This is a genomic window from Arthrobacter sp. 01T428 (assembly GCF_056398685.1).
The window spans coordinates 1-26,741 of sequence record NZ_JBFTPW010000026.1 but is presented as its reverse complement, the minus strand read 5'-3'; the positions used below and the strand labels follow the sequence as shown (position 1 = coordinate 26,741).

26 protein-coding genes are annotated in these 26,741 nt (G+C 63.6%); 5 read left to right on the top strand and 21 right to left on the bottom strand.

The window, feature by feature from the left end:
* Positions 1 to 5: 5 nt before the first annotated feature.
* From AC1DJB_RS20785 to AC1DJB_RS20765, 5 genes are read right to left on the bottom strand one after another with little or no spacing between them, the layout of a single operon-like run.
* On the bottom strand, positions 6 to 2,396 hold the full coding sequence (locus tag AC1DJB_RS20785; protein ID WP_284991287.1) for a bifunctional salicylyl-CoA 5-hydroxylase/oxidoreductase: 2,391 nt from the start codon (positions 2,394 to 2,396) through the stop codon (positions 6 to 8).
* Between the two features lie 14 nt (positions 2,397 to 2,410).
* A complete protein-coding gene (locus AC1DJB_RS20780; RefSeq protein WP_441432945.1) occupies positions 2,411 to 4,069 on the bottom strand; it encodes an AMP-binding protein in 1,659 nt (552 codons plus the stop codon).
* 40 nt (positions 4,070 to 4,109) lie between these two features.
* A complete protein-coding gene (locus AC1DJB_RS20775; RefSeq protein WP_059389899.1) occupies positions 4,110 to 5,000 on the bottom strand; it encodes an acyl-CoA thioesterase in 891 nt (296 codons plus the stop codon).
* Positions 5,001 to 5,005: 5 nt separating this feature from the next.
* Positions 5,006 to 5,488 (bottom strand): cupin domain-containing protein, encoded by a 483-nt coding sequence (locus AC1DJB_RS20770; protein ID WP_284991290.1) that lies wholly within the window; start codon positions 5,486 to 5,488, stop codon positions 5,006 to 5,008.
* Between the two features lie 33 nt (positions 5,489 to 5,521).
* Complete coding sequence (locus AC1DJB_RS20765; RefSeq protein WP_441432944.1) at positions 5,522 to 6,367, bottom strand: fumarylacetoacetate hydrolase family protein; 846 nt, start codon at positions 6,365 to 6,367, stop codon at positions 5,522 to 5,524.
* 162 nt (positions 6,368 to 6,529) lie between these two features.
* On the opposite strand from AC1DJB_RS20765, the gene AC1DJB_RS20760 reads away from it, so the two are divergent.
* Positions 6,530 to 6,928, top strand: coding sequence for a RidA family protein (locus tag AC1DJB_RS20760; RefSeq protein ID WP_059389887.1), 399 nt, complete (start codon positions 6,530 to 6,532; stop codon positions 6,926 to 6,928).
* A gap of 3 nt (positions 6,929 to 6,931) precedes the next feature.
* On the opposite strand, the gene AC1DJB_RS20755 is transcribed toward AC1DJB_RS20760, so the two are convergent.
* From AC1DJB_RS20755 to AC1DJB_RS20735, 5 genes are all read right to left on the bottom strand, one after another.
* Positions 6,932 to 7,084 (bottom strand): sigma factor-like helix-turn-helix DNA-binding protein, encoded by a 153-nt coding sequence (locus AC1DJB_RS20755; RefSeq protein WP_172465689.1) that lies wholly within the window; start codon positions 7,082 to 7,084, stop codon positions 6,932 to 6,934.
* Between the two features lie 139 nt (positions 7,085 to 7,223).
* Positions 7,224 to 8,510: an amidohydrolase gene (locus tag AC1DJB_RS20750; protein ID WP_441432943.1), complete on the bottom strand. Its 1,287-nt coding sequence runs from the start codon at positions 8,508 to 8,510 to the stop codon at positions 7,224 to 7,226.
* 85 nt (positions 8,511 to 8,595) lie between these two features.
* The gene (locus AC1DJB_RS20745; RefSeq protein ID WP_441432942.1) at positions 8,596 to 9,288 is read right to left on the bottom strand and encodes an amino acid ABC transporter ATP-binding protein; all 693 of its coding nucleotides are present in this window, start codon (positions 9,286 to 9,288) and stop codon (positions 8,596 to 8,598) included.
* Positions 9,285 to 10,208: an amino acid ABC transporter permease gene (locus AC1DJB_RS20740; RefSeq protein WP_441432941.1), complete on the bottom strand. Its 924-nt coding sequence runs from the start codon at positions 10,206 to 10,208 to the stop codon at positions 9,285 to 9,287. Before AC1DJB_RS20740 ends, AC1DJB_RS20745 begins: the two co-directional genes overlap by 4 nt.
* A gap of 22 nt (positions 10,209 to 10,230) precedes the next feature.
* Positions 10,231 to 10,893 carry a transporter substrate-binding domain-containing protein gene (locus tag AC1DJB_RS20735; RefSeq protein WP_476910785.1) on the bottom strand — a complete coding sequence of 221 codons (663 nt, stop codon included), beginning with the start codon at positions 10,891 to 10,893 and terminating at the stop codon, positions 10,231 to 10,233.
* Positions 10,894 to 11,044: 151 nt separating this feature from the next.
* Between AC1DJB_RS20735 and AC1DJB_RS20730 the strand changes: the two genes are divergently transcribed.
* The gene (locus tag AC1DJB_RS20730; RefSeq protein ID WP_059389890.1) at positions 11,045 to 11,389 is read left to right on the top strand and encodes a hypothetical protein; all 345 of its coding nucleotides are present in this window, start codon (positions 11,045 to 11,047) and stop codon (positions 11,387 to 11,389) included.
* A 13-nt stretch (positions 11,390 to 11,402) separates the two neighbouring features.
* Here AC1DJB_RS20730 and AC1DJB_RS20725 read toward each other — a convergent pair whose 3' ends face one another.
* The 8 genes from AC1DJB_RS20725 to AC1DJB_RS20690 all read right to left on the bottom strand — a co-directional run bounded on the left by AC1DJB_RS20725 (position 11,403) and on the right by AC1DJB_RS20690 (position 21,884).
* The gene (locus AC1DJB_RS20725; protein WP_476910784.1) at positions 11,403 to 12,278 is read right to left on the bottom strand and encodes a PaaX family transcriptional regulator; all 876 of its coding nucleotides are present in this window, start codon (positions 12,276 to 12,278) and stop codon (positions 11,403 to 11,405) included.
* A 12-nt stretch (positions 12,279 to 12,290) separates the two neighbouring features.
* Positions 12,291 to 12,737 (bottom strand): acyl-CoA thioesterase, encoded by a 447-nt coding sequence (locus tag AC1DJB_RS20720; protein WP_441432939.1) that lies wholly within the window; start codon positions 12,735 to 12,737, stop codon positions 12,291 to 12,293.
* Between the two features lie 123 nt (positions 12,738 to 12,860).
* Positions 12,861 to 13,556: a GntR family transcriptional regulator gene (locus tag AC1DJB_RS20715; protein WP_059389893.1), complete on the bottom strand. Its 696-nt coding sequence runs from the start codon at positions 13,554 to 13,556 to the stop codon at positions 12,861 to 12,863.
* Positions 13,553 to 14,332 carry an amino acid ABC transporter ATP-binding protein gene (locus AC1DJB_RS20710; RefSeq protein WP_059389894.1) on the bottom strand — a complete coding sequence of 260 codons (780 nt, stop codon included), beginning with the start codon at positions 14,330 to 14,332 and terminating at the stop codon, positions 13,553 to 13,555. Before AC1DJB_RS20710 ends, AC1DJB_RS20715 begins: the two co-directional genes overlap by 4 nt.
* Positions 14,329 to 15,315, bottom strand: a complete 987-nt coding sequence (locus AC1DJB_RS20705) for an amino acid ABC transporter permease (protein WP_441432938.1) — start codon at positions 15,313 to 15,315, stop codon at positions 14,329 to 14,331. Before AC1DJB_RS20705 ends, AC1DJB_RS20710 begins: the two co-directional genes overlap by 4 nt.
* Before the next feature lie 101 nt (positions 15,316 to 15,416).
* Positions 15,417 to 16,337 (bottom strand): ABC transporter substrate-binding protein, encoded by a 921-nt coding sequence (locus AC1DJB_RS20700; RefSeq protein WP_284991296.1) that lies wholly within the window; start codon positions 16,335 to 16,337, stop codon positions 15,417 to 15,419.
* A 111-nt stretch (positions 16,338 to 16,448) separates the two neighbouring features.
* Entirely contained in the window at positions 16,449 to 18,143 is a 1,695-nt protein-coding gene (locus tag AC1DJB_RS20695; protein WP_441432937.1) for an amidohydrolase family protein, read from the bottom strand.
* A gap of 354 nt (positions 18,144 to 18,497) precedes the next feature.
* A complete protein-coding gene (locus AC1DJB_RS20690; RefSeq protein ID WP_284991299.1) occupies positions 18,498 to 21,884 on the bottom strand; it encodes a DEAD/DEAH box helicase in 3,387 nt (1,128 codons plus the stop codon).
* A gap of 167 nt (positions 21,885 to 22,051) precedes the next feature.
* Here AC1DJB_RS20690 and AC1DJB_RS20685 point away from each other — a divergent pair, with 167 nt between their 5' ends.
* Positions 22,052 to 22,900, top strand: a complete 849-nt coding sequence (locus tag AC1DJB_RS20685) for a DMP19 family protein (protein WP_307054931.1) — start codon at positions 22,052 to 22,054, stop codon at positions 22,898 to 22,900.
* A 164-nt stretch (positions 22,901 to 23,064) separates the two neighbouring features.
* Here the strand turns inward: AC1DJB_RS20685 and AC1DJB_RS20680 are convergent, their stop codons facing one another.
* Entirely contained in the window at positions 23,065 to 23,637 is a 573-nt protein-coding gene (locus AC1DJB_RS20680; RefSeq protein ID WP_441432936.1) for a COG4315 family predicted lipoprotein, read from the bottom strand.
* A 154-nt stretch (positions 23,638 to 23,791) separates the two neighbouring features.
* Between AC1DJB_RS20680 and AC1DJB_RS20675 the strand changes: the two genes are divergently transcribed.
* Entirely contained in the window at positions 23,792 to 24,292 is a 501-nt protein-coding gene (locus tag AC1DJB_RS20675; protein WP_059389901.1) for a sigma-70 family RNA polymerase sigma factor, read from the top strand.
* Complete coding sequence (locus AC1DJB_RS20670; RefSeq protein ID WP_441432935.1) at positions 24,289 to 24,996, top strand: anti-sigma factor family protein; 708 nt, start codon at positions 24,289 to 24,291, stop codon at positions 24,994 to 24,996. The genes AC1DJB_RS20675 and AC1DJB_RS20670 overlap by 4 nt, the downstream gene beginning before the upstream one ends.
* A 28-nt stretch (positions 24,997 to 25,024) precedes the next feature.
* Here the strand turns inward: AC1DJB_RS20670 and AC1DJB_RS20665 are convergent, their stop codons facing one another.
* On the bottom strand, positions 25,025 to 25,837 hold the full coding sequence (locus tag AC1DJB_RS20665; RefSeq protein ID WP_441432934.1) for a methylenetetrahydrofolate reductase: 813 nt from the start codon (positions 25,835 to 25,837) through the stop codon (positions 25,025 to 25,027).
* Between the two features lie 16 nt (positions 25,838 to 25,853).
* A partial coding sequence (locus AC1DJB_RS20660) for a lipoyl synthase (RefSeq protein ID WP_476910783.1) occupies positions 25,854 to 26,741 on the bottom strand: 888 nt, incomplete at its 5' end.

The window sequence follows — 26,741 nt, the reverse complement described above, 5'->3', positions numbered from 1 at the left end:
CCAGCCTAGTTGGCCAGCGCGGGGGCGGAGACAGACTGCGGGGTCCAGCGTAGGTGCGTGTTGCCGGCGTCGGATTCCGGCTCTTTCAAGAGGGACAGGCGGGGGCGCACCGCATCCGTGCGGGAGCTCGGCGGTTTCCGCCGGCCCGCCCGGAACTGAGGCACCCACTGCGCTCCGGGGCCCTGGTATTCCTGCTCGGCTGCGGCGTGGAGTGTCCACTGGGGGTCGAACAGGTGCGTCCGGCCAAGCGCCACGAGGTCTGCCCGTCCTGCAAGGAGGATGGAGTTGACGTCGTCGTAGCTGGAGATGGCCCCGACGGCGATGACGGCTGCTCCCGCCGGCGCGGCAACTTCCTGCCGGATGCGGTCGGCGAAAGGAGTCTGGTAGCTGCGGCCGAAAGCCGGTTGTTCTTCCTTGGCGACCTGGCCGGTGGAGACGTCGATCCCCGCGGCGCCGTGGGCCACGAATGCCCGCGCGATGTCGAGCGAGTCGTCCGAGGTGTTGCCGCCTTCGATCCAGTCCGTCGCGGAGATGCGTACCGTCACAGGCTTGCTGGCAGGCCAAGCCGCGCGGACGGCGTCGAACACTTCCAAGGGGAACCGCAGCCGGTTCTGCACGCTACCGCCGTATTCGTCCTTCCGGAGATTGGACACCGGCGAAAGGAAGGAGGAGAGCAGGTAGCCGTGCGCGGCGTGGAGCTCGAGGAGGTCGAAGCCTGCTTCATCGGCCCGACGGGCAGCTTCCACGAACTGGGCTTTGATGGCTTTCATGCCTGCAAGGTCGAGTTCCACGGGCGTCTGGTTGCCGGGACCGTACGGCAGGGCCGACGGGCCAACGGCCTGCCAGTTGCCGGATTCGAGCGGTTCGTCGATGCCTTCCCACATCAGCCGGGTGGAGCCCTTGCGTCCGGAGTGTCCGATTTGGGCCCCGATCTTGGCTGTCGAGCGAGCGTGGACGAAGTCCACGATTTCCTTCCAGCTCTCGCGCTGGCCGTCCGTGTACAGGCCGGTGCAGCCGGGGGTGATCCGCCCGCTCTCGGAAACACACACCATTTCGGTCATGACCAGTCCGGCACCGCCGAGTGCCTTGGAGCCGAGGTGGACTTTGTGGAAGTCGCCGGGGACGCCATCCACTGCGGAGTACATGTCCATGGGGGACACGACGATGCGGTTCTTGAGCTCGAGTCCGCCGATCCGGAACGGTTGGAACATGGCCGGGGCGGTCTCCGCCAGTCCTTGGGATTGGGCGAAGTTGCGGTCTACGGCGTCGGCGAATTCCGGGTCGCGCAAGCGCAGGTTCTCCTGGGTGATGCGGCGGCTCCGCGTGAGCAGGTTGAAAGCGAACTGCGTCGGGTCCTGCTCCTTGTATTGGGCGATCCGCTCGAACCATTCCAGCGAAGCCTGGGCTGCACGCTGGGTGGAGGCGACAACCGGACGCCGCTCGGTTTCATAGGCAGAGAGTGCAGATTCCACATCCGGGTGCTCGTGCAGGCAAGCGGCGAGTGCCAGAGAGTCCTCCATGGCGAGCTTCGTGCCCGAGCCGATGGAGAAGTGTGCGGTGTGCGCGGCATCGCCGAGGAGCACAACGTTGCCGTGGCGCCAGTTTTGATTGCGGACGGTGGTGAAGTTGATCCACTTGGAGTTGTTGGACAGGACCTCGTAGCCATCGAGTTCCTCGGCGAAGATGGAACGGATCTTGCTGATCGCCTTCTCGTCGGACACGCCTGGCGGGAAGACATCGGCTGCGGTCTCGTCGAAGCCGGCAGCCCGCCACACGTCCTCGTGCATTTCGACAATGAACGTGGATCCTTCGTCGGAGTACGGGTAGCCATGGATCTGCATGACTCCCCATTCGGTTTCCTTGACGAAGAACTTGAATGCCTCGAATACCTGGTCTGTGCCCAGCCACATGAACTTGTTGGGCCGCGGGTCCAGGCTTGGAGAGAAGGAGTCCGCATATTTGGCGCGGATCTGGGAGTTGATCCCATCTGCGGCGAGGACCAGGTCATGGCTGGCCTCAAGCTCTTCAACGGGCGGCGCGACGGTCTGGAAACGCAGGTCGACTCCGAGTTCGGCGCAGCGGCGCTGAAGCAGTTCCAGCAGTTCCTTTCGGCTCATGGCCGCAAAGCCCTGGCCGCCCACCGTCACCGTTTCGCCGCCGAAGTGGATGTCGATGTCGGACCAGCGGGCGAAGCGACGGCTCATGTACTCGGCCACGACGGGGTCGGCGTTGCCGATGCCGCCGAGCGTCTCATCGGAAAAGACGACGCCGAAACCGAAAGTGTCGCTGGCGGCGTTGCGTTCCCAAAGGGTGATGTCGTGTGACGGGTCGAGCTGCTTCATCAGGGCCGCGAAGTACAGGCCGCCGGGGCCGCCTCCTACGATTGCGATTTTCATGCTTTTGCTCCTTTTCAGGCCTGGCCGAGGCCTGCGCCGGCAAGTTGTTCGGGGTCGTTGTTGATGCGGTCGCGCAGCTTGAAATGCTGCAGTTTGCCGCTGGGGTTGCGGGGAAGCTCGTCGACGAACCGGATGTCCCGCGGGTACTTGTAGGGGGCGATCGTCCGTTTGACGAAGTCCTGGATTTCCTTGCGCTTCGCGTCATCGCCTGTGACACCTTCGCGCAGGACGATGAACGCGCAGACGACGCTGCCGCGTGCTTCGTCGGGGCGGCCGATGACGGCGTTCTCCACCACGTCGGGGTGCAGGTCGATGGCTGTCTCCACCTCTGGCGCGCCGATGTTGTAGCCGGAGGAAACGATCATGTTGTCCGAGCGGGCCTGGTAGGTGAAGTACCCGTCCTCGTCTTTCGTGAAGGTATCGCCGGTGACGTTCCAGCCGTTGACCACATAATTTGCTTGCCGGGGGTCGTCCAGGTAGCGGCATCCAGTGGGGCCGATGACCGCGAGCCGGCCAAGCTGCCCGGGTCCGAGTTCCAGACCCTCGTCATCGAGGATGGTTGCCCTGTACCCTGGCACTGCCCGTCCGGTGGTGCCGGGCCGGATGTCATCGCCCGCGGCGGAGATGAAGACGTGGAGCATTTCCGTGGCTCCGATGCCGTTGATGAGCCGGAGGCCTGTGGCCTCCCGAACTGCCTCCCACGTTTCCTTGGGTAGGTGTTCGCCGGCGGAAACCGCAATGCGCAGTCCGCTAAGCAGCTCGCCGCGCTTTTCCTTGAGGATGGCGCGGTACGCAGTGGGCGCGGTGAAAAGGATAGTGGCGCCGGCAGCGGCTGCACTCTCGGCAAGTTCAACCGGGGTAGCCCGTTCGGTCAACAACGACGATGCGCCGAAGCGCAGCGGGAAGACCACCAGCCCGCCGAGGCCGAAGGTGAAGGCGAGGGGCGGCGAACCGGCAAACACGTCGTCTGCGGTTGGCTGCAGGATGTGGCGGGCAAAAGTGTCGGCGTTCGCGAGGATGTCCCGGTGGAAATGCATTGTGATCTTGGGCGTGCCCGTGGTGCCCGACGTCGGGCCGAGCAGCGCGACGTCGTCGGCGGCCGTGGGCACGGCAGTGAATTCGCCGCTCTTGGCGGCGCAGCGGGACGTGAGGTCGCCGGCGTCGTCGGATCCGTAGGAGAGGACAACGGTGTCCTCGCCTGCGGCCGCGGCCAGTTCGTCCATGAATCGGTGGTCGGAGATCGCCACAGCCGGACGCGTGAGGCTGATGAGGGTGCCGACCTCGCTTGAGCGCAGCATCGGCATGGTGGTAACCACCACGGCCCCGGCTTTGAGCACGCCGAGCCAGGCAGCAACGATCCAGGGGTTGTTCGGTCCGCGAAGCATGACGCGGTTACCGGGCACCACCCCGAGGTCCTCGGTAAGGACCTGGGCCACCTGGTTGGCGCGCTGCTGCAATTCGCCGTAAGTCCAGACCGTACCGTCCGGGGTACGCAGGGCGGGCCGCGCGGCACCGTGGTTTGCGACGGCGTGGTCAATGAGTACCGCCGCGGCGTTGAGCCGCTCGGGGTACTGGAGTTCCGGCAGGGTGAATTCGAGCGTCGGCCATGTGCCCGCCGGTGGCAAATGGTCGTGGGTGAAGGTGTCCACGTGGGCTGATCTCAACATCGTCATGGCCACTCCTTTCAGTAATACGCGGATAAGTCGGGTGTGTTCAGGAGCCGGCGCGGATCATGCCCTCTTGGGCCACCGTCGCCAGCAGGCGTCCTTGCCTGTCGAAGAAGCGGCCCATGGCAAGCCCGCGGTTGCTCTGCCCGGATACTGCTTCCTGGGCGTAAAGGACCCAGCCGTCGGCGCGGCCGGCCCGGTGGAACCACATGGAGTGGTCCAGGCTGGCCGTGGCGAGTCCGGGACTGGACCAGTGGAGTCCGTTCACCCGGAGCAGGGGCTCCAGGATGGTGTAGTCGCAGACATATGCCAGTGCCGCCCGGTGCAGATCGGCGGTCGCGTGTTCGTTGCCGGCGTCAGGCAATTGCTCGAAGGCCTTGACCCAGATCGCCTGGTGCGGCACGGAATCGCCTTCCACCTGCAGATATACCGGGCTGGGAATATGCCGCATGTCGAAGCTTCGCTTCGAAGACCAGTATTCGGCGGCCAGCCCCTCGACCCCTTGGAGCACCTCGGCGGCACTGCGGAGGGATTCGGGCTCGACGGCGGATGGCGCCTCAGGCTGGAAGTCCGGGCCGTCTTCGGGCACTTGGAAGGAGCCCATCGCCGCGTAAACGGTCTTGCCGTTCTGGTAGCCCCGTACGCTGCGGGTCGAGTATCCACGGCCGTCGCGGAGGCGTTCGACCTCGTAGCGGACGGTGGCCCCGATCTCCACGGGGCGCATGAAGTAGCTGTGCATGGAATGCAGCGAGCGGTCGTCGTCGACCGAGCGCATCATCGCTGCCGCGGCCTGGGCCACCATGTCTCCGCCGTAGGCTTTGGGCCACGGGACGTACTGCGAGGTGGCTTCGTAGGCTTCGTCGTGGATCTGGGCGTGGACGGCCGTCAGCTCGATGGCCTTGAGGAATGTCTCCGACGTCAAGGTTCCGGTGGACATGTCCATCAGGCCCTGCGGAAGTCTGCGAGGGTCTCGTCGGCAACGTCGTCAAGGTTGACCACGAGGTTCTCCGGGGTGCGCGCGGTCAGCCATACGAGTTCTTCGGTGATGGACATGTTGGCCTCGACGTGCGGCATGAACGGCGGGACGAATACCCAGTCGCCGGTCTTCATGTCTAGGAACTCGGAGTAGTTTTCGCCGAAGTAGATGCGTCCGTGGCCGCGGAGCACGTAGCCGCCGGTTTCCGCTTCGCCGTGGTGGTGCGGCAGGGAGCGGTAGCCGGGAACGTTGGAGACCTGCCCGAACCAGATCTTGGTGGCCGGCGTGTGCTGGATGCTGACGCCGGAGACGCGGATGCAGTCGCCGGACTGGGCGGTGTTGGTGTCCTCTTCACCCGCGCGGGTGACGACGGGTACCACTTTGCCGTCCGGCTGGGCGTAGATGGAGTTGTCGCCTTCGAGGCGGTAATCGGTTGCGGTTGGGTTCATGGTGGTCACTCCTTTGAAGTGGTTGGTATTGGCCTAGGCGATGGCGGGGACGGGTGCGTGGATCCGGAAATTGTTTTCCAGCCGTCCGATCCCGTCGATTTCGGTGGTGAGGACGTCGCCGTCGTTCAGGAAGCGCGGCGGTGTCATACCCATCCCCACTCCGCCGGGCGTACCGGTCAGGACAAGGTCGCCTGGGCGCAGGGTAGTGAAATGGGAAATGTAGGAGAGCAGGCGTGCCGGGCCGAACACCAAGGTGCTGGTGTTGCCGTGCTGCACGAGTTCGCCGTTGACGTAGCCGCGGACCTCGAAGTCGCCGTCGGCCTCGTCCGCGGTCAGCATGACTGGCCCCACCGGTGTCGTTCGGTCGAACGCCTTGCCCTGGAACCACTGCAGCGTGCGGTTCTGCCAATCCCGCATGGAGACGTCGTTGGCGATTGTGTATCCGGCAATAGCCTTCCGCGCTTCGTCTTCGTCCGCGCCGAAGAGTTCGGAGCCGACGACGACGGCCAACTCGGCCTCCCAGTCGACGCGGCTGCTGCCGTGGATGTGGATGGTGTCGGCCGGGCCCGTGAGGGTGTCCGCGTACTTGGCGAAGAGCGTGGGGTATTCGGGAAGATCGCGGCCCATCTCCTGGATGTGGTCGCCATAGTTCAGTCCGCAGCAGATGACTTTGCCTGCCCGCGGAAGCAGCGGAGCGAAGTCGGGGTCAGCGATGGCGTTGCCTCCGGCGGCCACGGCTTTCTCCACGATGGTTCGCCACTGCGGCTGGGCAAGAAGCGCCCCGACGTCGGTGACCGGCAGCGCGAGGTAAGAGTTGGCGCCCGTGGCGAGTGCCGCCGTTGTGCCTCCACCGGCCGTCCGCAGGGTGGCGAGTTTCATGCGTTTTTGTCCTTCCATTGCTGCTTCTCAAAATACTGCTTCCCGAAATACATATGTCGACTTTTTTACGATCGTCACATATGCTCAACGTAGCACGGCAGGAATGATCTGCACAGAGGCTTTCCAAAAGTTTTCGCAGTTGCCACAACGAGGAGGAACAGCATGAGCCACAAGACGATCAACCCGGAGTCGCTCCCCAAGCCATCCGGGTTTGCGCACGGCATGCTCGCCGGAAACACCTTGTTCCTGGGTGGGCAGACCGCCCTGGACAAAGACATGAACATCGTTCCCGGCGGCATCGTGGAGCAGTTCACCCAGGCGTTTTCGAACGTCCTCACTACGTTGCGCGAGGCCGGCGGCCAGCCCGAGGACCTCGTCAACGTGACCATCTACCTGACCGACGTTGACGACTACACGGCCAACGGCCGCGAGATCGGAAGGATCTGGCGTGAAATGGCCGGATCCCAGTACCCCGCCATGGCCGGAATCGGCGTCACGCGGCTATGGCAGAAGGAAGCCCTCATTGAGATCCAAGGCATCGCCGTCATCCCTGGGCGCTAGGCGTTAGGCCAGCCAACCGTCTTTGCGGAGCCGGTCCTGGAGGCTGAGGACATTGCCCACGTCGATTCCCGAGGCGGCGTAGCGCTGGCGGACCCTGTGCAGGTGGGATTTGACCGTTTGTTGACTGATTCCCAGGAGCTCCGCAACTCCACGCATGCCATGGGGCCCGGGCCCAAGATCGAGGCGACGGTGTCGGCGAGTGTCCGGCCGTCGTCATTGAGTTCACCGACGACGGCGACATCGGCCGACGAGAAGGCGTCGGGACGGCAATCCCGACGCCTTCAGGCAGGTAACGCTAGAAGTCCGCTGCTTCGGCGCCCGGACCGGAAGATTCTCCGACGGTGATGAGCCGTCGTCGTTCCGTGGTGTCCAGGGCAAGGTCTATCGCTGTCCACGCCATCGCTGCCCCGCCTTCCAACGCTGCTTTGTCGGCGTCCTCGCTGGCGCACCAGCGGGCAAACTCCGGCTGGTGATTTGACGCTCCGTGGGCTTCCACCCTGATCACTGGATGAATTGACGGTATTGCCAGTGAGACGTTGGCCATGTCGGTCGAGGCGGCTTCCGACAAGCGCTTTTCCAAGGGCTCGTCATCAAAGCGGCGTCCAAGGGACTCCGCGTTCGCTTGGTAAAAACCGACCATCGGCTGATCGTTCCGGAACCCGGAAAACTCCCTTGTTTCCTCAGTGATGTGCAGGCTGGCGCCGGTCGCGACAGCTCCCGCTTCGAAACAGACAATGAGCTGCTTTTTGACCTCGGCCAGCTCCTTGACGCTGTTGGCGCGCGCATCGTAGAGCAATTCAGCGGCGCCCGGGATGCTGTTGGCCGCTTCACCTCCCTTGGTCACAATGCCGTGCACGAGCGCCCCCGGCAGAAGCTGCTGACGGAGCAAACCGATCGCAACTTGGGCCACGGTGGCGGCATCGCCGGCGTTGATTCCTTCGTGGGGTGCCGCAGCCGAATGAGCCGTGCGTCCCGTGTAGCTTGCGCGAAGCCCGACTACGGCCCGCGTGTGGTGATCCGCGTACTCCTTGGTAGCGGGATGGACCATCATGGCCGCATGTATGCCATCGAACGCGCCGGCTTCCAGCATGATGATTTTTCCGCCTCCGGCTTCCTCCGCCGGAGTGCCGAAAACCTTCACGCACACCCCAACGCTGTCAGCGACCTCGGCTAGGGCGATTGCTGCCGCGACGGAGGCGGCGGCAATCACGTTGTGCCCGCAAGCATGGCCGACTTCAGGCAGCGCATCCATCTCAGCGCAGAATGCCACGACCAATTCGCCATGACCCGAGGTTGCGACGAACGCGGTTTCGAGATCCGCTATGCCGCGTTCTATGTCGAATCCGTGCCGCTCAAGAAGATCCGTGATGGCCCGCGCCGATTCGTATTCAGCGAACGCCAGCTCCGGGTTCGCATGCAACTGATGGCTTAGTCCGACGATGTCGCGCTGTGCCCGGTGTAGTGCGTCTCTTGCGGTCCTTTTCAGCGCGATTGACGCTGTTTCCCCGCCGTATGCTTGGGGTGCCTCCTGATGGCTGTACGGGCCGAGCTTGCCCTCGGAAATGTGGTTTTTGGTGTGCATTGATACGTGATTCCCTTGGACGTGAGATGAGCTTTTGTGGTGGGCAGGCCTATAAGTAGGCCAGTGATATCGCTGGTTCCGCTCCTCAGCGCACCGAGGCGAGGAACGCCTGGGTACGTTCGTGGCGGGGGTTCCCGAGGACTTCGCGGGCCGGGCCGTCTTCGATGATCCGGCCTTGGTGCATGAAGACGTCTCCGACCAGTTCCGGGTCCAGGGCCGAGGTCGGCTCGTCAAAGAGCATGAGCTTGGGTTCCATGCATAGTGCCCTGGCGATCGCCACGCGTTGCTGCTGGCCGCCTGAGAGCTGCCGGGGGTAGGAGGAGGCCTTGTCTTCAAGGCCGACCTGGCGAAGGAGCCCCAGGGCCCGTTCCTTGATGTCGGCGTCGCGTTGTTTGAGTACTCTCCGCGGCGCTTCGAGCAGGTTTTCCATCACGGTCAGGCGCGGGAAGAGGTTGAAGTGTTGAAAGACCATTCCGATGTGGGCGCGGTCCCGGCAGACTTCGGCGTCCGTCTGCTCGTGCAGCTTGTTGCCCTTGAGTTTGTATCCGACCCTCTGGTCCTCGACCCACAGCCGGCCGCCGTTGGCCTTTTCCAGCTGGTTGATGCAACGTAGGAAGGTGCTTTTCCCGGAGCCTGAGGCCCCGATAAGGCAGACGATTTCGCCTTTCTGGACCTCGACGTCGATGCCCTTGAGGACTTCCAGATGACCGAAGTTCTTCACGAGTCCTTCTGCCCGGACCATGGGAACGGCCTGGGCGTGCAATGTCTGCGATGTCATGGTCGGGGTTCCTTTTGAGCTGCGGGGGCCGGGGTTCCCTGGAAGAGCCGGCGGATCCGGGTGAGTGTCCCTACATGGACCGTGCGGGTTGCTCCTCTGGAAGAGCGGCGTTCCAGGTAGCCCTGGCCGACGTTGCAGATGGTCGTGATGATGATGTACCAAATGCTTGCCACGAGGAGCAGCGGGATGACTTGGAAGTTCTTGGAGTAGATGATCTGGGATGAGTAGAGCAGCTCGGGCACGGCAATGACGCTTACCAGGGACGTTGCCTTCAGCATTCCGATGGCCTCGTTGCCTGTCGGAGGGATGATGACCCGCATGGCTTGGGGGAGGATGATGCGTTGCATCGCCTGGAGACGGGTCAGGCCCAGGGCGCCCGCGGCTTCGGATTGTCCGGGGTCAACGGAGAGGATGCCGGACCTGACGATTTCGGACATGTAGGCCGCTTCATTCAGGGCCAGCCCGAGGATCGCCGCCGCCATCGGGGTGATTAGTTCGTTGGCGTTCAGGGCAACACCTGGAATTCCAAAGGAAATGGAAGGGTACAGGGCGGCCAGGTTGAACCAGAACAGCAGCTGCACGAGTACCGGGGTGCCACGGAAGAAGCCCTGGTAGGCCCTGGCGATCCAGCTGATCACGGGGTTTGAGGAGATCCGCATGACGGCCAGCACGATCCCGAGTCCAACGCCCAGGACCATGCAGATTACCGTCAGTTCCAAGGTCACGCCGATGCCCTGGACAATCGCGCCGTCGCGGAAGAACAGGGCCACCTGGTCCCAGCCGAAGCGTGGATTGGTCAGGGCGGACTGGAGAAGGAGGCCGGCCAGCGTTGCACAGAGCAAAGCCCCTGTCCAACGCCCGATGTGTTTCGTCCTGACGATTCTTGGTTCGTCCAGGACCGGTGCGGCATTGCCCATCATGATGGCATCCGGGCCTTTTCGACTAGTTGCCTGCAACTTGGCCTGCCGTGACCTTGTGGTTTTCCGGCAAGCTCCACTTGCTGGTGATCGCGCTATACGCCGGGCTGTCGACCAGCTTGGTCATTGCGGCCCGCACGGCGGCTGTGAGCGGGGAATTCTTGGGCAGAGCGGCCCCGGCGATTCCCGGGCTAAGATTCGCGCCGGGAACAAGCTCGAAGGGGTCTCCGGCCAGCTTGGCCTGGCAGCTCATGGATGCGCTCTCCGACATGACGCCATCCACGCGGCCGGACCTCAGGGCGAGATTGGCGTCATTCATGGAGGGGAACAGCTGCGCGTCGATGGCGGGCTGGCCCGCGGCCACGCACTTCGCGGCAAAGTCGGGCAGTATGGTCAGTCCCTGGATAGTGCCCTTGCCGGCTGCGATCTTCTTCCCGCAGAGCGTCGTCCACTCCGTGGACAGTTTCTTTGGATTTCCGAGCGGAACCGCGATCGAGGTGCCGCCCTGTTCGTAGCTGACAAAATCGGCGTTCTTCTTGCGTTCCGTCGTTTCTATGAATCCGGAGATTCCCAGGTCATACTTACCGCTGCTGAGCCCGGGCAGGATGGTGTCGAAGGTGGCGGGCACCATCTGCGTCTTCAGTCCGAGGATTATCAACACCGGCACCATGTCAGCGAATCCGGCCAACTACACGACGCGACTGGACATGCTGGATCGCAGCTTGCTCGATCTGCTCGTCAGAAACGGCCGGCTTACGTGGATTGAGCTGGCGTAGGCGACGGATTGCAGCACGGCAACCGCGCGCCGGCGGGTCGAAAGACTGGTGGCCTCGGGTGGGGTGACTTTCCGTTGCGATATTGCACGGTCGCTGGCCGGGTGGCCCATCCAGGCCTCGTTGCTCGCCAAGGCGCCGGCCAAGGACGTCGATTTCATCTGTGAACAGCTCGCGGCCTGGCCGGCATGCCGCCTGGTCGCCGCAGTGACAGGCGAGGCCAATGTCTATGCGACTTTCTGGGTACGCAACCTCGGAGAAATCCAGCGCTTGGAGACGGCTTTGGGTTCACGGATGCCAACCATGAACGTGACCGAACGGATGGTCGCTCTGGATACGCCAAAGCGGATGGGTCACCTGTGCGACAAGGACGGGCGGCATATCGGGGTCCATCCGATCGCTCCCTGGTAGGCCGGGCAACGCGTTAGGGTGCCACCAGATCCGCATTGCCGTGGATGAGTTCGTGCGCGTGGGCCGCGGCTAGGGGTGCGGCCAGGCGATGAACCGCCTGGAACGTCTCGCGAACCGCAGGTCCGCGCCAGTCCTTCGGGAGGAATTCCAGCGGCAGGTTAGGGTCCCGGTACGGGAAGCGGCGCCACAGAGTCAGCATGGGAATGTAGTAGCGGAAAGCATCCCGGCGCAGTTCCGCGGTCGAGTTGGCCAAGGCGGCCTCGGGATCATCCCCGACCAGTCCGGCCCAAAGATTTCCGGCGCCTTCGTAGAGGTCCAGGAATTCGGCGAATTGCTCGTCGATGGCCTTCAAATCCCACCATTCGGCCACCTTCGGGGGCATGGGGCCCTCAAACAGATAGTCGCCCCGGAAGAAGTCCACAAACTGGATGAGACCCCGCGATGCAAGCCGCTCACGGGCCTGTTCAAGGATTCGGGCCGGCGCGATCCATACCCCTGAGGCCACGGATCCAAAACCGAGCCCGGACAGCTCGGAGCGTAGTTGGTGCCGACGGTTCCGCATTGATTCGGGGACGGAAAACACCGCGAGGACCCAGGCTTCCAGCTCGGTGGAGCGATCGGCTGCGAAGATCCTTCGATCGCCCTCGCGGAAGACGTCAATGACGGTGTCGGATAGTTCGTATTTGGCGACGCCGTCCAGGCGAACACTTTTCAGGACACCCTTGGCCTTCAGCCGCGAGACGGAGGAACGAACCCCGGGCGCGTCATAGCCCAGGTCGCCCAGCATTGAAATCAGCACAGAGACGGGGAGGGCATCGCCCGAACTGCGGCCATAAAGACCATAGATCGTGACGATCAGCTGCTGGTGACGTACCGGGGGAGCGGGCATGTCCATCATGGTTCAGAGCCCCGGACTGTTCGGGACCGCTACGCCAGCCGCCTGCCGGATCCGTTCCGGCCACGGCTGGGCTGAAGCTGAGCCCGCTGGCACGTGGGCAGTGGTCGATGTCCCATGTGCAGCCAGTCCGCCCGGCGAGTTTGGATGTGCGTGGCCATAGACCTCGAAGGCAAGGGTCATGGAGGTTCGCCCGAGCTTCTGGATCTTCACGGTTGCCGTCACTCGTTGGCCAAACCACAGCTTGGCCGTGTAATTGACCACTTGTTGCACTCGAGGAGCACTCGGGAAGTACTCCGGAAGCGCCAGGTTGCGGAAAAGCTCTGCCTCGGCGGCCTCGACCCAGCGCATGATTGCGGAGTTGTGTTGATGGCCCGACGCGTCGGTGTCCACCCATTCCACAGTTCTATCGATGCTTGCGTGCGTCTCTGACTGTGCTTCGGTGCCCTCCACGGTTCCCCCTTCGGCGACGCTGTATTGCTCTGGCCGCGTTCAATTGTATACATCAAATGACGGCCGTTAGGATCCCGATATGCCGAGGGGGTGATACAGGAAGCGGGAAACCGCCGGACGCCCTCAGCGCTCCCGGCGGCCGCCCGGCGTCCGGCCGTCCACGACAGCTGGAGAACGGCGGAGGGGAAGCTTCCCCTCCAACTGCGAAATGGCGGGTCCGCGGCTGTGTTCGATGTGGGCAATGGCCAGCGCGGAGGCGAGCTCGGCTTGCCCGGCGCAGATCGCCTGGCACAGTGCGCGGTGTTCCCGGCAAAGTTGCTCGGGATCCTGCTGGACGACGTTTCCGAAGAGCCACCGCATGCGGTTCGCGACCGGGCGGATCACGGTGGTCAGGAGTTCGTTGCCTGTCAGGCTGAAGATCTCGTCGTGGATGGCCACGTTGGTGCTGGCCCTGAGGTCCTCGTCGTGGTTGGATACGAGAGCCTCAGCGTCAGCGAGGACCGACAGCAGGCGATCGGGGCTGGCCCCCGCCCCCACCTGGTGGGCAGCAATGCTCGCGGCTGAAACCTCGATGCTGAGCCGGATGTCAAAGACTTCATCGACATCCTGGATCGTCATTTGCCTGACGACCGCTCCGTGACGCGGACCCGTCGTGGTGAAGCCATCTGCCTCAAGTTGCAGGAGCGCCTCCCGCACTGGGACCCGTGACACATTCAATTCAGCAGAGAGTTCCCGTTCTCGAAGCCATGTTCCCGGCGTCAGCTCGCCGCTGATGATCCGGTCCCGGATGTGGATGTACGCGGAAGCAGTCCGCGTCATCTGACGTGTCGCAGGAAATTGGCGGTGCGTTCGTGGGAAGGATTGTCCAGGACATGTGCTGCCGGTCCGGATTCGATGACCCGTCCTTCGTCCATGAATATCACCCGGTCGGCGACTTCGCGGGCGAACCCGATCTCGTGGGTGACCACAACCATGGTCATGCCCTCTTCGGCAACGCGTTTCATGACCTGAAGGACATCGCCGACCAACTCAGGGTCCAGTGCGCTGGTGGGTTCGTCAAAGAGCATCACCTCGGGTTTCATGGCCAGGGACCGGGCGATGGCAACGCGCTGCTGCTGACCGCCGGAAAGTTGCGCCGGGTAGGACCCGGCCTTGTCTTTCAGACCGACCTTCCCCAAGGCGTCCAGTCCTTGCTCCCTGGCCTCGGCTTTGGACAGCCCGAGCACCCGTCGCGGGCCATAACTGACGTTCTCCAGTGCTGTCATGTGCGTGAAAAGGTTGAAGTGCTGGAACACCATCCCTATCCGCCGTCGCATTCTGGCCGATTCCCGTTCGGTGCGTTCGAACAACTGTCCTTTGTGAACCTTGTATCCGACGCGGTCTCCGCCGATTTCAACGGTCCCGGACTCAATGGCCTCCAGACCGTTGATGCAGCGAAGTAGCGTGCTCTTTCCGGAGCCTGAAGGGCCAAGGACACAAACGATTTCACCGGATGCCACGGCGATGTTCACGCCGCGAAGGATGTGGTTCTTGCCAAGCCATTTGTGGACGCCGTCGATCACCATGAGTGGTACCTGTGCTGGAGCAATGGTCATGGCTGGGCTGCCTTTCGGGAAAGATCGGAGCGGTTTCGCAACAGGAGATTCCTGCGGATGAGTTCCCGGAACGACCCGCCGGCTGCGGCGCCGTCGGGGTTGAACTTTTGTTCCAGGAAATACTGGCCGATGCTGGCGACGCTGACAAGGATGAGGTACCAGACCGTGGCCACAATGAGCAGCGGCACAATTTTGAAATTCTGGCCATAGATGAGCTGGGTCTGCGTCAACAGATCGCTTCCCCCGATGGCAGAAACCAAGGAGCTGGCCTTGAGGAGGCCGATGAACTGATTTCCCGTCGGAGGAATGATGACCCGGATGGTCTGCGGTAGCACGATCCTTCGCAAAGCCTGTCCCCGAGTCAAGCCGATGCTGAGGCCGGCGTCCGTCTGCCCCTTGCTGACTGACAGAATGCCGCCACGGATGATTTCAGCCATGTAGCCCGATTCGGCCAGGGACAGTGCGCAGAGACCCGCGGTGAATCCAGAGATCAGCTGGTTGGTGTCGGCGCCGAGGATCTTCGGGAAGAGCACCGCCAGGTTGAACCAGATGAGGATCTGGACCAGGAGCGGCACCCCGCGGAAGAACCACACGTAGACCCGGCCAACAATCGCCGCGAGCCGGTTCCGGCTCTGGCACATGAGGGCCACGCCGAAAGCCAGGACCACCGAGATCAACATGCTGAAGACCGAAAGTTCCAGCGTGACTGCGATGCCTTTGAAGATGACAGGGTGGAACATGAACTCGCCGACGCTGGACCAGTCCAGATTCTCATTTGCCGCCTGGGACCAGATGAAGAGCGCGGCAATCGCCACAATGACTGCCCCGCTCGCCATCTGCCCGTAGGGCTTCCGGCGCTTGGCCTGGATTCCGGCCACCTGGCCGTCCTGCACGTGTGTTGGATCAAGAACTGTGAAGGGAGGCTTCCCGACGTTGTCGTGCGTCGGTGCCACCTGGCCGTCAACGATCATGGCGGAGATCACCCGACGGCGGGAGTGTTGTTTTCGTACGCATGTGGTGTCCTTCTTTGCGGAACTGGAATCCGGAGTGCGGTCCGTCGTGGAAGACCGCACTCCGGTAATGACTAAGACGTTGCGAGATTGACGCCTGGCTTTGGCAGGTCGATCACAGTGACATCCCACTTCTTCAGGATTGCGTCGTAGCTGCCGTCAGCGTGCATGGCCTCCGTTGCCTTCAGGAAGGCATCCCGCAATTGCGGGTTCTGCTTATTGAAGATCATGCCGAGGAAGACCTTGGGCTCGAAGTTCACCGGCACTGATTCGAGCTTCCCCTGGGTTTCCCGGTTGATGACCGATACGGCCATGTCCGGCCAAAACATGGCGTCCACGCGGCCTGAAGTCAACGCCAGGTTCTTGTCGCTGCCAGTCGGGAAGGTAACGAGCTCGGGTGCAGGCTTTCCTGCAGCAGTGCAGGCTTTGGCCATGATCCCCACCAAGCGCTCGTCGTCGTTGCCCTTGACTCCGCCGATCTTGATGCCGCAACCGCCGTCGGGCTCACCCGTGATCTTCTTCGGGTTTCCCTTGGCCACCATAAAGACCGTGCCCGCAACCTGGTAGTCGACAAAGTCGACATTCTCCTGCCGGGCCTTCCGGTCGGTCATTCCGGCGATGGAGGCATCGAACTTGCCGGTCTGGACGCCGACCAGCAGCTGGTCGAAGGGCACTTTCTGGTAACTGATCTTCAGGCCGAGCTTGGCGGCCATGGCATCCATGAGGTCGATGTTGAACCCCTTGACGCCGTTTTCGCCGATGGGGGTGAAGTTGGCCGGTTCGAAATCCGGCTGGGTTCCGACCGTGATGGTGCCTTTGGCCTTGATGTCAGCTGGCACCAGGGCCGTGAGGGAAGTATCGGCGCTGTTCGTTTGGGGCGATGAGGCCTGGCCTGAACCTCCGCAGGCGGCAGTGCCGGCGAGGGTAGAGGCAAGAACCGCGGCGATCGCGACTTTTCTCCAGAGACTTGGTACCCGGGGAGCAAAGTTCTTCATTGATTTTTCTCCTACTTGTGATGAACGGGAACAAACGCGGGCAAAAGATGAAAGGAAGATCAGCCCGGACAAGCGGGCTGGGGAGAAATGCGTTGGGGGTGCCCGGAGACGCTACGAGGCGGCAGCTGGGATCAGGTCGCTGCGAGGTTCCTCGACGAAGACGCCGTCGGCGGCCATCTGGTCCCAGATGCGCTGGACTACCTTGCCTGCCTCGCGGACAAGCCTGGCCTCGTCAACCACCGCGAGTGCGCCGTTGCGGACTTGCCAGTGACCGTCCGTCATGACGTTCTTGACGGAGAGTCCGTTTGCGTACATCAGGTGATTGAGCGGTTCCCGCGGAACCGTCCCTACCCCAACCAACAGACCGCTGACATCGATGCTGGTCAGGTCAGCTTTCGCGCCGACTGCGATCCGGCCAAGGTCTTCACGTCCCAGGCCCCGGGCGCCTCCCAGCGTCGCGGCTTCCACGGCTGTCCAGATGGACGGCCGGACCATGGGTACCGGGGTTGAATCGCCGAGGAAATCCGCCCTGATCCGACCGTAGATAACAGCCATCTTGAGGTTTTCGATGTAGTCGTTCGAGTGCGTATCCAGGCCGATGCCGGAGTTGACGCCTGCTCCGAGAACTTCCGGCCAGGGCCACTGTGCGGGTGTGACACCTGCGCCGGTGCCTGAAGGACAGTTGGCGAAAGTGAAACTGGGATTGGCCAACAGCGGAAGATCGCGCTCAAAGTCGATTCCGAGAAGGTGGGCTCCAAAAACCCGTACCGAGCCGTCGAAGAGGCCAAGGCTGTGCAGCCACGGGATCTCGTCCTGGCCCCATAAGCGGTTCATTGCAGCTTTGTCCGGCTGCGGCGCCCGGCCGTACCCTGCCTGCAGGTGAATGTGGAGGCCGTGCAGCTCTTCGGCTGCAGCCTTCATTGCGGCGAACGTTTCCGGGGTGTGCACCGCGTTTGTCGCTGGCGCCATCATTGGCAGGATGCGGCCGTCGTCGACGCCGTTGATGGTCCGAGCGTAGGCGAGGTTTTCCTGGATTTCGGCCAGTGTCTCGGGCACCGAATTGAACAACTTTTGGTCGTCGTCACCGCGTTTCCAGATCGGTAGGATCCGCCTCATCCCCGGCACGGCCCCGGAAGGGTAGCCGCGGATTCCGAATTGCCGTGCGACGCGGACGTAGGACTGCATCGATCTCAAGCCCTTGGACATTTCAACCTGGGTGGTGCAGCCACCGCGGAGGATTTCTGCCAGGTTCAGGGCAGTCATGGTGTCGAGGTCTTCGTCCGGAAGATCCTCGAGCAACACCATGGCATTGAGGAATTGCCTGCCCTGGCGCAAAATGGCGCCTTTGCTCATGGGAGTGAGGTTGCCCTCGACATACCCACGCGTGGCGGCGCCGCCCGCCACGTGGCTGTGCATTGAAATCAAGCCCGGGACCAGAAGCTGCCCTTGCAGGTCGATTCGCTCGTCGGTGGTACCGGTCCAAGGGCGGACCGCCTCGATGCGGTCGCCGCGCACAACTACTTCGTGATCGCGCAGAAGGACCAACTCGCCTTGCTGATGGGCAAGAACCCAACTTGCCGCGAGGACTAGCGGGCGGTTCTGGTCACGCTGTCCGTCTGGTCCGAGGCCTCGTTGCTGCGCACTGGCAGAGTCGTGCCGGACCCGTTCAGCGAGGCCTGCAGCCTGTCCTTTCGGCACGCTTCGCTTGCCGCCAAAGAGCCCTGAGTCTTCCGCAACCGCGCCATCGTAGCCGCAGGCGTCGCAGCCCAAGCCCTTGGGGGTGGCATGTGATTCCAGCTCAACCATTGAGAATTTTCCCTCCTCGTCATGGCGCCCCGTCAACCGGGCGTCGATTTCGCTCACGGTATACCAAGCTGGAATTTGCCGTCAACGGGGATTTGGAGAGTTTCCTTTAAATACAGGAGTCTTCGTGGCACAAAATGGGCAGCGGATGGCGGATTGACGCCACTTGGCATACCAAGAAAGAAGTTTTGATGCCGGCGCGGGCACTTCGTAAACATCCGGAAAGTCATTGCCTTGAGCGTGTTTCATGACCTAGAGTCGGTGGGATGCCGTGTTTGTAACGATCGTCAAAATTTGAATACATGCTAGCGGCGACGTCGATTTTGCCGTGGTCGTTTCTCCGCCGCAGGCGCGGCCCTACTCCGCAAATAGCCCGGCCAGGTCCTCCGCCGTCAGCGCGCCACCGGCCAGGGCGTCGCCTTCCATGACATCCGCGAACAGCTGCGACTTCTTGGTCTTGAGCGCCATGACCTTTTCCTCGATGGTGTCCTTGGCCACCAATCGGTAGACCATGACGTTCCTCGCCTGCCCGATCCTGTGGGTGCGGTCCACGGCCTGTGCTTCGGAAGCTGGGTTCCACCACGGGTCCAGCAGGAACACGTAGTCGGCCTCGGTCAGGTTCAGGCCGAACCCGCCGGCCTTCAAGGAAATGAGGAACACGGGCGCTGCGCCGTTCTTGAATTCGCTCACGACGTCGGCCCGGTTCCGGGTGCTGCCGTCGAGGTAGCAATACTCGATGTCCTCCGCGTCGAGCCGCTCCCGGACCTTGCCCAGGAACCCCGTGAACTGGCTGAAGATGAGCGCCCGGTGCCCCTCGGCGACGATGTCCTCCAGCTGTTCGAACAGCACATCCAACTTGGACGAGCGCACGGCTGACAAGGACTCGTCCACCAGGGAGACGTCCAGGCTCAGCTGCCTCAGCAGGGTGAGCGACTGGAAAATGGTGAAGCGGTTCTTATTGACATCGTCGATGAGCCCAAGGATCTTCTGACGCTCCCGCTGCAAGTGGGTCTGGTACACCTTCTGGTGCCGCGGGTTGAGCACCACTTCGAGCACCTGTTCCTGCTTGGGCGGCAGGTCCTTGATGACTTGCTCTTTGGTGCGGCGCATCATCAGGGGACGGACCCGACGGCGGAGCTTGGCGAGCTGGGCCTTGTCGCCGTTCTTTTCGACCGGCTTTTGGTAGTACTCCGCGAAGCGGCGCGGGCTGGAGAAAAGTCCCGGTGCGACGATCGAGGTCAGCGCCCAGAACTCCATGAGGTTGTTCTCAAGCGGGGTTCCCGTGATGGCCAGCTTGAAGGATGCCGGGAGTTTCCGGGCGCACTGGTAGGCCTTGGACTGGTGGTTCTTGACGAACTGGGCTTCATCGAGCATCAGTCCGGCCCATTCCTTGGCGGCGTAGGCTTCGTAGTCGATCCGGAACAGCGCGTACGAGGTGATGACGACGTCGATGCCCGCCATGGATTCCTGCGGATCCGCGCCGCTCTTGGCGAAGGTCTCTCCCACGGTCTTTATGCTCAAACCGGGCGCGAAGCGCTGCACTTCCGCGGCCCAGTTACCCACGACGCTGGTGGGCGCCACCACCAGGAAGGGGGCGCTGCCGCCCGCGGTGCCTCCGGCGCCGGACTCAGCCTGCTCCTTCGCCGCGCACATCAAGGCAATCGCCTGCACTGTCTTGCCGAGGCCCATGTCGTCGGCCAGGACGCCACCCAGGCTGTGGCGGTAGAGGAAACTCAGCCAGTTGAATCCCTCCAACTGGTACGGGCGCAGCTCGGCATCGAGCGAGCCCGGCAGCGGCAGCCCGGTCACGCCGTCGTCGAGCAATCCGCCCACGGCCTCCCGCCATGCTGCCGCCTGCTCGTCGACGATCCCCAATTGCGCGAGCTCATCCCAGAGCCCGGCCTGGAAACGGCTGATCTGCAGGGTGCCGTGCCGGTCCGGGTTGTCCTGCAAGGACCTGGCCTCGTCGATCAGCGCGCGGAGTTGGTGCAGTTCGGGCAGGTCCAGCGAGAAGTAGGCGCCGCTCGGCAGCAACATCCGGCTCTGGCCGGCCGCGAGGGCGGAAAACACGGCCGCGAAGGACACGGGTTCGCCCTCGAGCGTGATGACGATGCCAAGATCGAACCAGTCGCGGCTGTCGGTTGCCTTGGTCGAAATGGAGACGACGGGAGCCTCGGTGGCCTCGCGGTAGTCGGCGATCTCGCCGGAGGTGTCCACGACGACGTCGGGCAGCTCGCGGAGCCGGGGCAGCACCTCCTCGGTGAAGGCCAGGGTGTCCAGCCCATCCAGCGCCACCGAGGCCGCGAGGCGTGGAGCCCCCCATCCGCCGCTCGACGATTCGCCCAGCGCGGCAACCACCTCCCAAGGCCGGCCCAGGGTCTCCAGGATCCGGGCTTCTTCGGCGTCGTCGCGATAGCCGTGGTCGTCAGGGTGCCGCCAGAGGGGTTGGGCAGTCACGAGCTTGCCGGCTTTATAGTGCCATTCCCAGTGCAGCCGCACGCGGTGGTCGGAGCCGTAGTTCGCCAGCAAGGACAGCGTGGGCACGGCGAGGACCGGCAACTCGACGGAATGGTCCGCTGCCGTGACCCGCGTGGACTGCTTGAGTTTCGGATAGAACGCCGTGAGGAATCGTTCTTCGTCCTTCGCCGGGATCTGGAGCCGGGACGCGCCCATGACGAAATCGAGGAGTTCCTGCGACTCGCCGCCCTCCAAAGGGGCCAGCGTGATGAGGTTAGCGGGGGCCGAAACGCCGGGCAAGTGCCCCTCGCCGGGACCCGTGAAGAACAATCCATGCGCCGGGCGGCCGATCAAGCCCAAGGCCGCCGGATCAAGGGCGTCCCCGCCCAAGGTCACCGACGGCGACAGCTGCAGTCCGTCGTCGGGCCGGCTAAGGTCAAGCCCGACGACGGCGGGCTCCGCGGCAATGCGGACCGGCTCGGTCCCGCCGGAGTGGATGAGCGAAACCCCGACCTTCGAGGCTTCGGCGAGCAGGCTCCACAGGTTCTTGCCGGCGAATTCGTTGAGCAGCATCCACATGCTGGAAGTGAGCTGCCGGTAGTCCGCGGTGGAATGCGCGGCGAGGAAGTTCTGCATCCAGTCGATATGGGCTTCGTTGAATTCGCGCTTGTAGCCGAGGTAGTTCAGGTTGGTCCAGGAGACGTCGCCCCGGATCCACTTGCCCTTGGCTCCCATCATCACTGGGCGGGCCTTGAGCTGGCGCACGCTGCGGAGAGGATCGCGCCGGCCTGTGTAGGAGAAGTGCGGGGCCGGTTCTTCCACTTCGAAGGCCAGTGCCAAGGGGAGGCCCTGGCCTTGCGGTGCGGTCCCCGGGGTGGCGATGAGCTTGCTGAGCGCCTGTTCCCAGGCCGGCCGCTGCACGATTCCCCCCGTTTGGGCCGTCTGTCCGAACGCGGGCGCGCTGAGCAGCTGTGCCCGCACTGCGGGATGGTCTTCGGCGGCGAAGAGAAGGGCGGCCACGTGTTTGCAGTCCTTGCGGACGGGGCAACTGCACACGCCCACGGTGCAGCTCCAGCCTCCGGGCTTGCGGACCAGCTTGGCCGACGTCGAATACGGTGACGGGCCGCTGCCCCTGACCTTGCCCATCATCAGGCCCGTGGCGGAGTCGAAGGTGATGCCGCTGACCCGGCTTCCCATGGCATAGGCGAGGCCGGCCGCGAGGGAGCGGTCGTTAATGGCGGGTGTCTGAATCGCCAGTTCCCAGGAATCGTCTGAGTGGGAAGGCATTCGTTAAGGCTACTTTCGGCAGGAGGCTATCTATGAATCCTAGGGCCCACGCAGCAGCCCTGAAACTTTGCCCGACGTTCACCTCTGCCTAGCTTGCCCGACAACCGCCCCCGCGTACGTTGAAAGGGTCCGGAGCAGCACAAGCTTCCCAGCAGTGAGGAAATCCCATGACCAGCAATGAGAACCCCGTCGTTCTGACGAAGGACAGCATCGAGGCCGACAACGCAGAAGTTGTGGACGCGAACGTCACCGTGGTCAACGAGATGTACGAGGAGCTCCTCAACCACGAGGAAATCGCTACCAACGCCCTGCGCAGCTACTTTGTGGACTACTACCTGACACAGGCACTCGCGGGCGGTTTCGCCCAGTACGTCTTCACGGTCCCGGAGCGCGAAGAGGTGGATGCGTTTGTCCGCGAAGGCCTTGAAGGAATGGGCGCCAAGGGCCACCTCGAGCTGTTCAACCGCACCGCAGCAGCTTTCGACGCGCTGTCCGAGGAGGACGCCGAGGCCTACCTGGACGGCGACCTTGACGAGTCCGAGGTGGCACCGGAAGCCGTTGCCGAGCTCGAGGCCCTCGACGGCGAATTCGAATCCCTCCTGGAGACCGAAGACATCATCGAACTCAACGCAGCGTGGCTCCGCAGCCAGGACGGTGTGCTCTACCTCGACGAGGAGCAGCTCGAGGCACACATCGCCGACCGTGTAGCCCTCATCCCGAACCTCGAAGAGCGCCAGGCCGAGGCGGCCGAAGCCGAACTCGAGAACGCCCCCGAATTCGAGCTCATCATCCGCGAACTGTGCGATGTTGCCGGCTACCGGCTGGAGAAGATCACCATGGGCGATCCCAACTACGAGCACGACGGCGAGACGATCCTCGCCTGGCACTTTGCCACGGACCACGGCAACTACATCATGATCGAAGAGGACGACGAAGCCTTCATGATCCACCCCGAGACGAAGGAAATCATCGCCGCGGTGGAGTTCGAGGACGCTGAAGCGTTCGAAGACGCCTAAGACGCCTAAGACGCCTAAGACGCCCGCTCACTTTTAGGGCATCTGGGGCGGACGCCCGCTCACTTTTGAGGCCTTTTGGACAAACGCTCGCTCAGATCTTCCGGCCGGTCCGGAAAGATCTGAGCGAGCGTTTGCCGTTTGGGGTGCAAACGTGAGCGACGGTTTCAGTAGCCCATGCTGCTCCCGCTTGGGGTGCTGCTGCTTGGGGTGCTGCTTGGGGTGCTGCTCGGGGTCAACATGGAACCGGACGGGCTGACCATGAACCACACGCCACCCACGCCTTGTCCGTAGGTGTCACTGGAGTCTTCATCCTTGGAGTAGAAGTAGATGGGCATCCCGTTGATGGTGATCTGCATCTTGCCGTCTGCCGTGGGGATGGTGCCGATGGTTCCGGTCACCCCGTCAACCGTCGGTTTGGCCGACGTCGTTGTCACTGCCGGCCAGTTGGTGGCACAGCCGCCGGTGCAGGCGCTCTTGCCGGAATCCTTGACGTCCTTCGCGAAGACGTAGACGCTCTTGCCGTTCGCCGCGACCACTCTCTCGCCGACGCTCGACGACGCCGTCTTCAGTTCCGCCGCGCCAGCAGGAGTGCTCGACGCCGGAGCGCTTGAACTCGACGCCGCGGGGCTGGGACTGGTGGCGCTCGAAGATGACGACGCGCCGGGGCTTCCTCCACAGCCAGTGAGGGCGATGGCCAGAGCAAGGATGCCGAGCCCGGTGCCGAGTTGCTTCTTCATGGTTTGCTCCTTCGGGTCGACCGGCCGTGGACGTGCCGGAAGCTAACCCGTACGACGCCGTCGGGTGAAGAATGGTTCAGGGGGCTTGAACCTTTTTCGTGGCGGGCACGTCGTATCGCAGGAGAAGGGGAAGCCGAGCACCAAGGAGGCGCCGATGCCGCTCGACGAGGATGTAGTGGCCGCGATCTACCGCGACCACGGCACGGCCCTGCGCCGCTTCGTGCTGAGCTGCACGCCGGACGCGCACTTGGCTGAGGACGTAGTCCAGGAAACCATCCTTCGCGTGTGGCAGCACGCCCCGCAGATCACGGGCAGCCTGCGCAGCTATTTGTTCCGCACTGCCCGCAACGTCATCATCGACAACTACCGCAAGGCCCAGCGGCGCCCGGCAGAGGCTGCCGAACGCGACATGGCGGATCCGGAGGAGGCCACCGAACGGGTGGACGAGCTCCTCAACCGGGTTCTCATGGAGGAGGCGCTCCTGAGGCTCAGCACCGAACACCGGGAGGTCCTGGTAGCACTGCATTATGAACGTTTCACGGTGAACGAGGCCGCGTTGAGGCTCAACATCCCCAGCGGCACAGTGAAGTCCCGGGCCTTCTACGCCGTGAGGGCGCTCCGCACGATTCTCGACGAAATGGGGGTGCAGCGGTGAACGAAACCGGACTTCACCAATTGCTGGGCGCCTACTTGCTCGGCGGACTCGAGCCTGCCGAGGCCCGGATTTTCGAGGAGCACTTGGCGAGCTGCGCTGACTGCCGGCTCGAGTTGGGCGAGCTGGAGAGCCTCCCTGCCCTCCTCGACGCCGTCCCCGTGCCCGACGCCGTCGCGCTCGCCGCCGGGCGCCCCGCCGTCGAGCCCTCTACCGCTGCCCCTTCCGACGCCCGCCCACTTACAGGGGCTTTCGCGGAAACGCTCCCGCAGCCGATCCTCCTGAAGATGGCGGCACGGCGGCGGAAATCCCGACGCCGGTGGGCGGCCCTGGTGGGTGCCGTCGCCGCGGCGTGCCTTGGCTTGGGCATACTGGCAGGGCCCGTGTTGAACCAGCCACCCAAGCCTGACGCCAGTTACTCCGTGCAGACAGACAATGGCCTGCAGCTCACCGTGGGGCTCGTCAGGAAGGCGTGGGGGACCGAGCTTCAGCTGGAAGGCCGCAGCATGCCGGCGCAAGGCACGATGTACCTGTGGGTCAAGGGCCGCGACGGCACGGAGGAAATGGCGTGCGGATGGACCGCGACGTCCAGTGGCCACATCAAGGTCACGGGTGCGACGCCGGTCCAGCTCGCCGGGATTTCGGGCGTGGAACTGCGCGATGACAACCAAAAGACGGTCGCGGCGATTTCGGTCCCGGGGAGCTAGGGGTCCCCAGGACCTAGGCGGTGCCAGATTACGCGGATGCTGCCTCGCTGGCCTCAGGATCGGGGAGGTCGCTTCGTTCCCAGATGGGCATGTCCAGTCGGTTGAAGCTGTAAAGATGGATTCCCGAGATGCCATCCGGGTGCGCCATGATCTCGGAAACGAGGCCTTCCGGTGAGTACTTGTCCCCGCCTAGAAGCTTCCGGGCAAGGGTTCCTTTATTGCTGAGGAACTTCAGGGACGTCCCGACGCCGATCTGGGCTGCCAGGGCCAGCAGTTTGGTCCGGGGAACGGCCCCGGCCACGCCTGCCCACACCGGCAGCTCGACGCCTTCCCGGCGCAGGAGTGCTGCGTAGTCGAGGATCGTCGGGGCGGAGAAGCACATTTGCGTGACAACGTGCGTGGCCAGATGTTGTTTGGCCAGCAGGGCATCCAGCAAGTCGAGGCCGCTCATGGAAGGATGTCCCTCGGGGTAACCTGCGATGCCCGCCGTGATGCTTCCGCCGGAGTACTCGGCGATGTCTGCCAAGAGGGGGAGGCTCGATCGGTAGGGGCCGGAACCTTGCGGCCCGTCGCCACCGATGGCGAAGACCTCCCTAATCCCGGCGGCCTCGCAGTCCCGGAGGATACCGGAGAGTTGCGCACGGTGCTCCAGCCCGCGTGCCGAGAGGTGCGGAATCACGGTGTAGCCGAGGAGGCTGAGCTTGACGGAAGCCTCCATGGTCCGCTCGATGCCGTGATGGGGCAGGCAGGTAACGGTGAGCGTTGTGGAAAGCGGCACCGCCGCCTGGACTTTCTCAACGATTCCGGCTGAGGGAATGATTTCAATCCGGGTGGGGAACATGCTGGCTCCTTGCCGATCAGGCCGTGGCGTGGTGTGCGAGGAGGGTGCGGGCTTCCTGGCGGGTGGTGCCGGAGTCCTGGATGCCTTCGGCGATGTGGGCCAGATGAGCGGGGATCTCGCGGCCTTTTTTGCGCATCGCGGTGGCCCAGAGGCGACCGGCGCGGTAGGAGGAGCGGACCAGCGGGCCGGACATGACGCCGAGGAAGCCGATTTCCTCGGCTTCGGTGGCGAGCTCGACGAATTCCTGGGGTTTGACCCAGCGGTCCACGGGCAGGTGCCGTTCGGAGGGGCGCAGGTACTGGGTGATGGTGATCAGGTCGCAGCCCGCGGCGTGCAGGTCGGTCAGGGCTTCGGAGATCTCTTCCCGGGTTTCGCCCATGCCCAGGATCAGGTTGGATTTGGTGACCATGCCGTGGGCCCGGCCCTGGGTGATGACGTCCAGGGAGCGGTCGTAGCGGAACGCGGGGCGGATGCGCTTGAAGATCCGGGGCACGGTTTCGACGTTGTGCGCGAAGACTTCGGGGGCGGAGTCGCAGATCGCGCTGATGTGGTCGGGTTTGCCGGAGAAGTCGGGGATGAGCAGTTCGACGCCGGTGCCGGGGTTCAGTTCGTGGATCTTGCGGACGGTTTCGGCGTAGAGCCAGACGCCTTCGTCTGCCAGGTCGTCGCGAGCGACGCCGGTCACGGTGGCGTAGCGCAGGTTCATGGCCTGGACGGAGCGGGCGACCTTGGTGGGTTCGAACATGTCAACGGGAGAGGGTTTGCCGGTGTCGATCTGGCAGAAGTCGCAGCGGCGGGTGCATTCGGAGCCGCCGATCAGGAAGGTCGCTTCCTTGTCTTCCCAGCACTCGAAGATGTTCGGGCAGCCGGCTTCCTCGCAGACGGTGTGCAGGCCTTCTTTTTT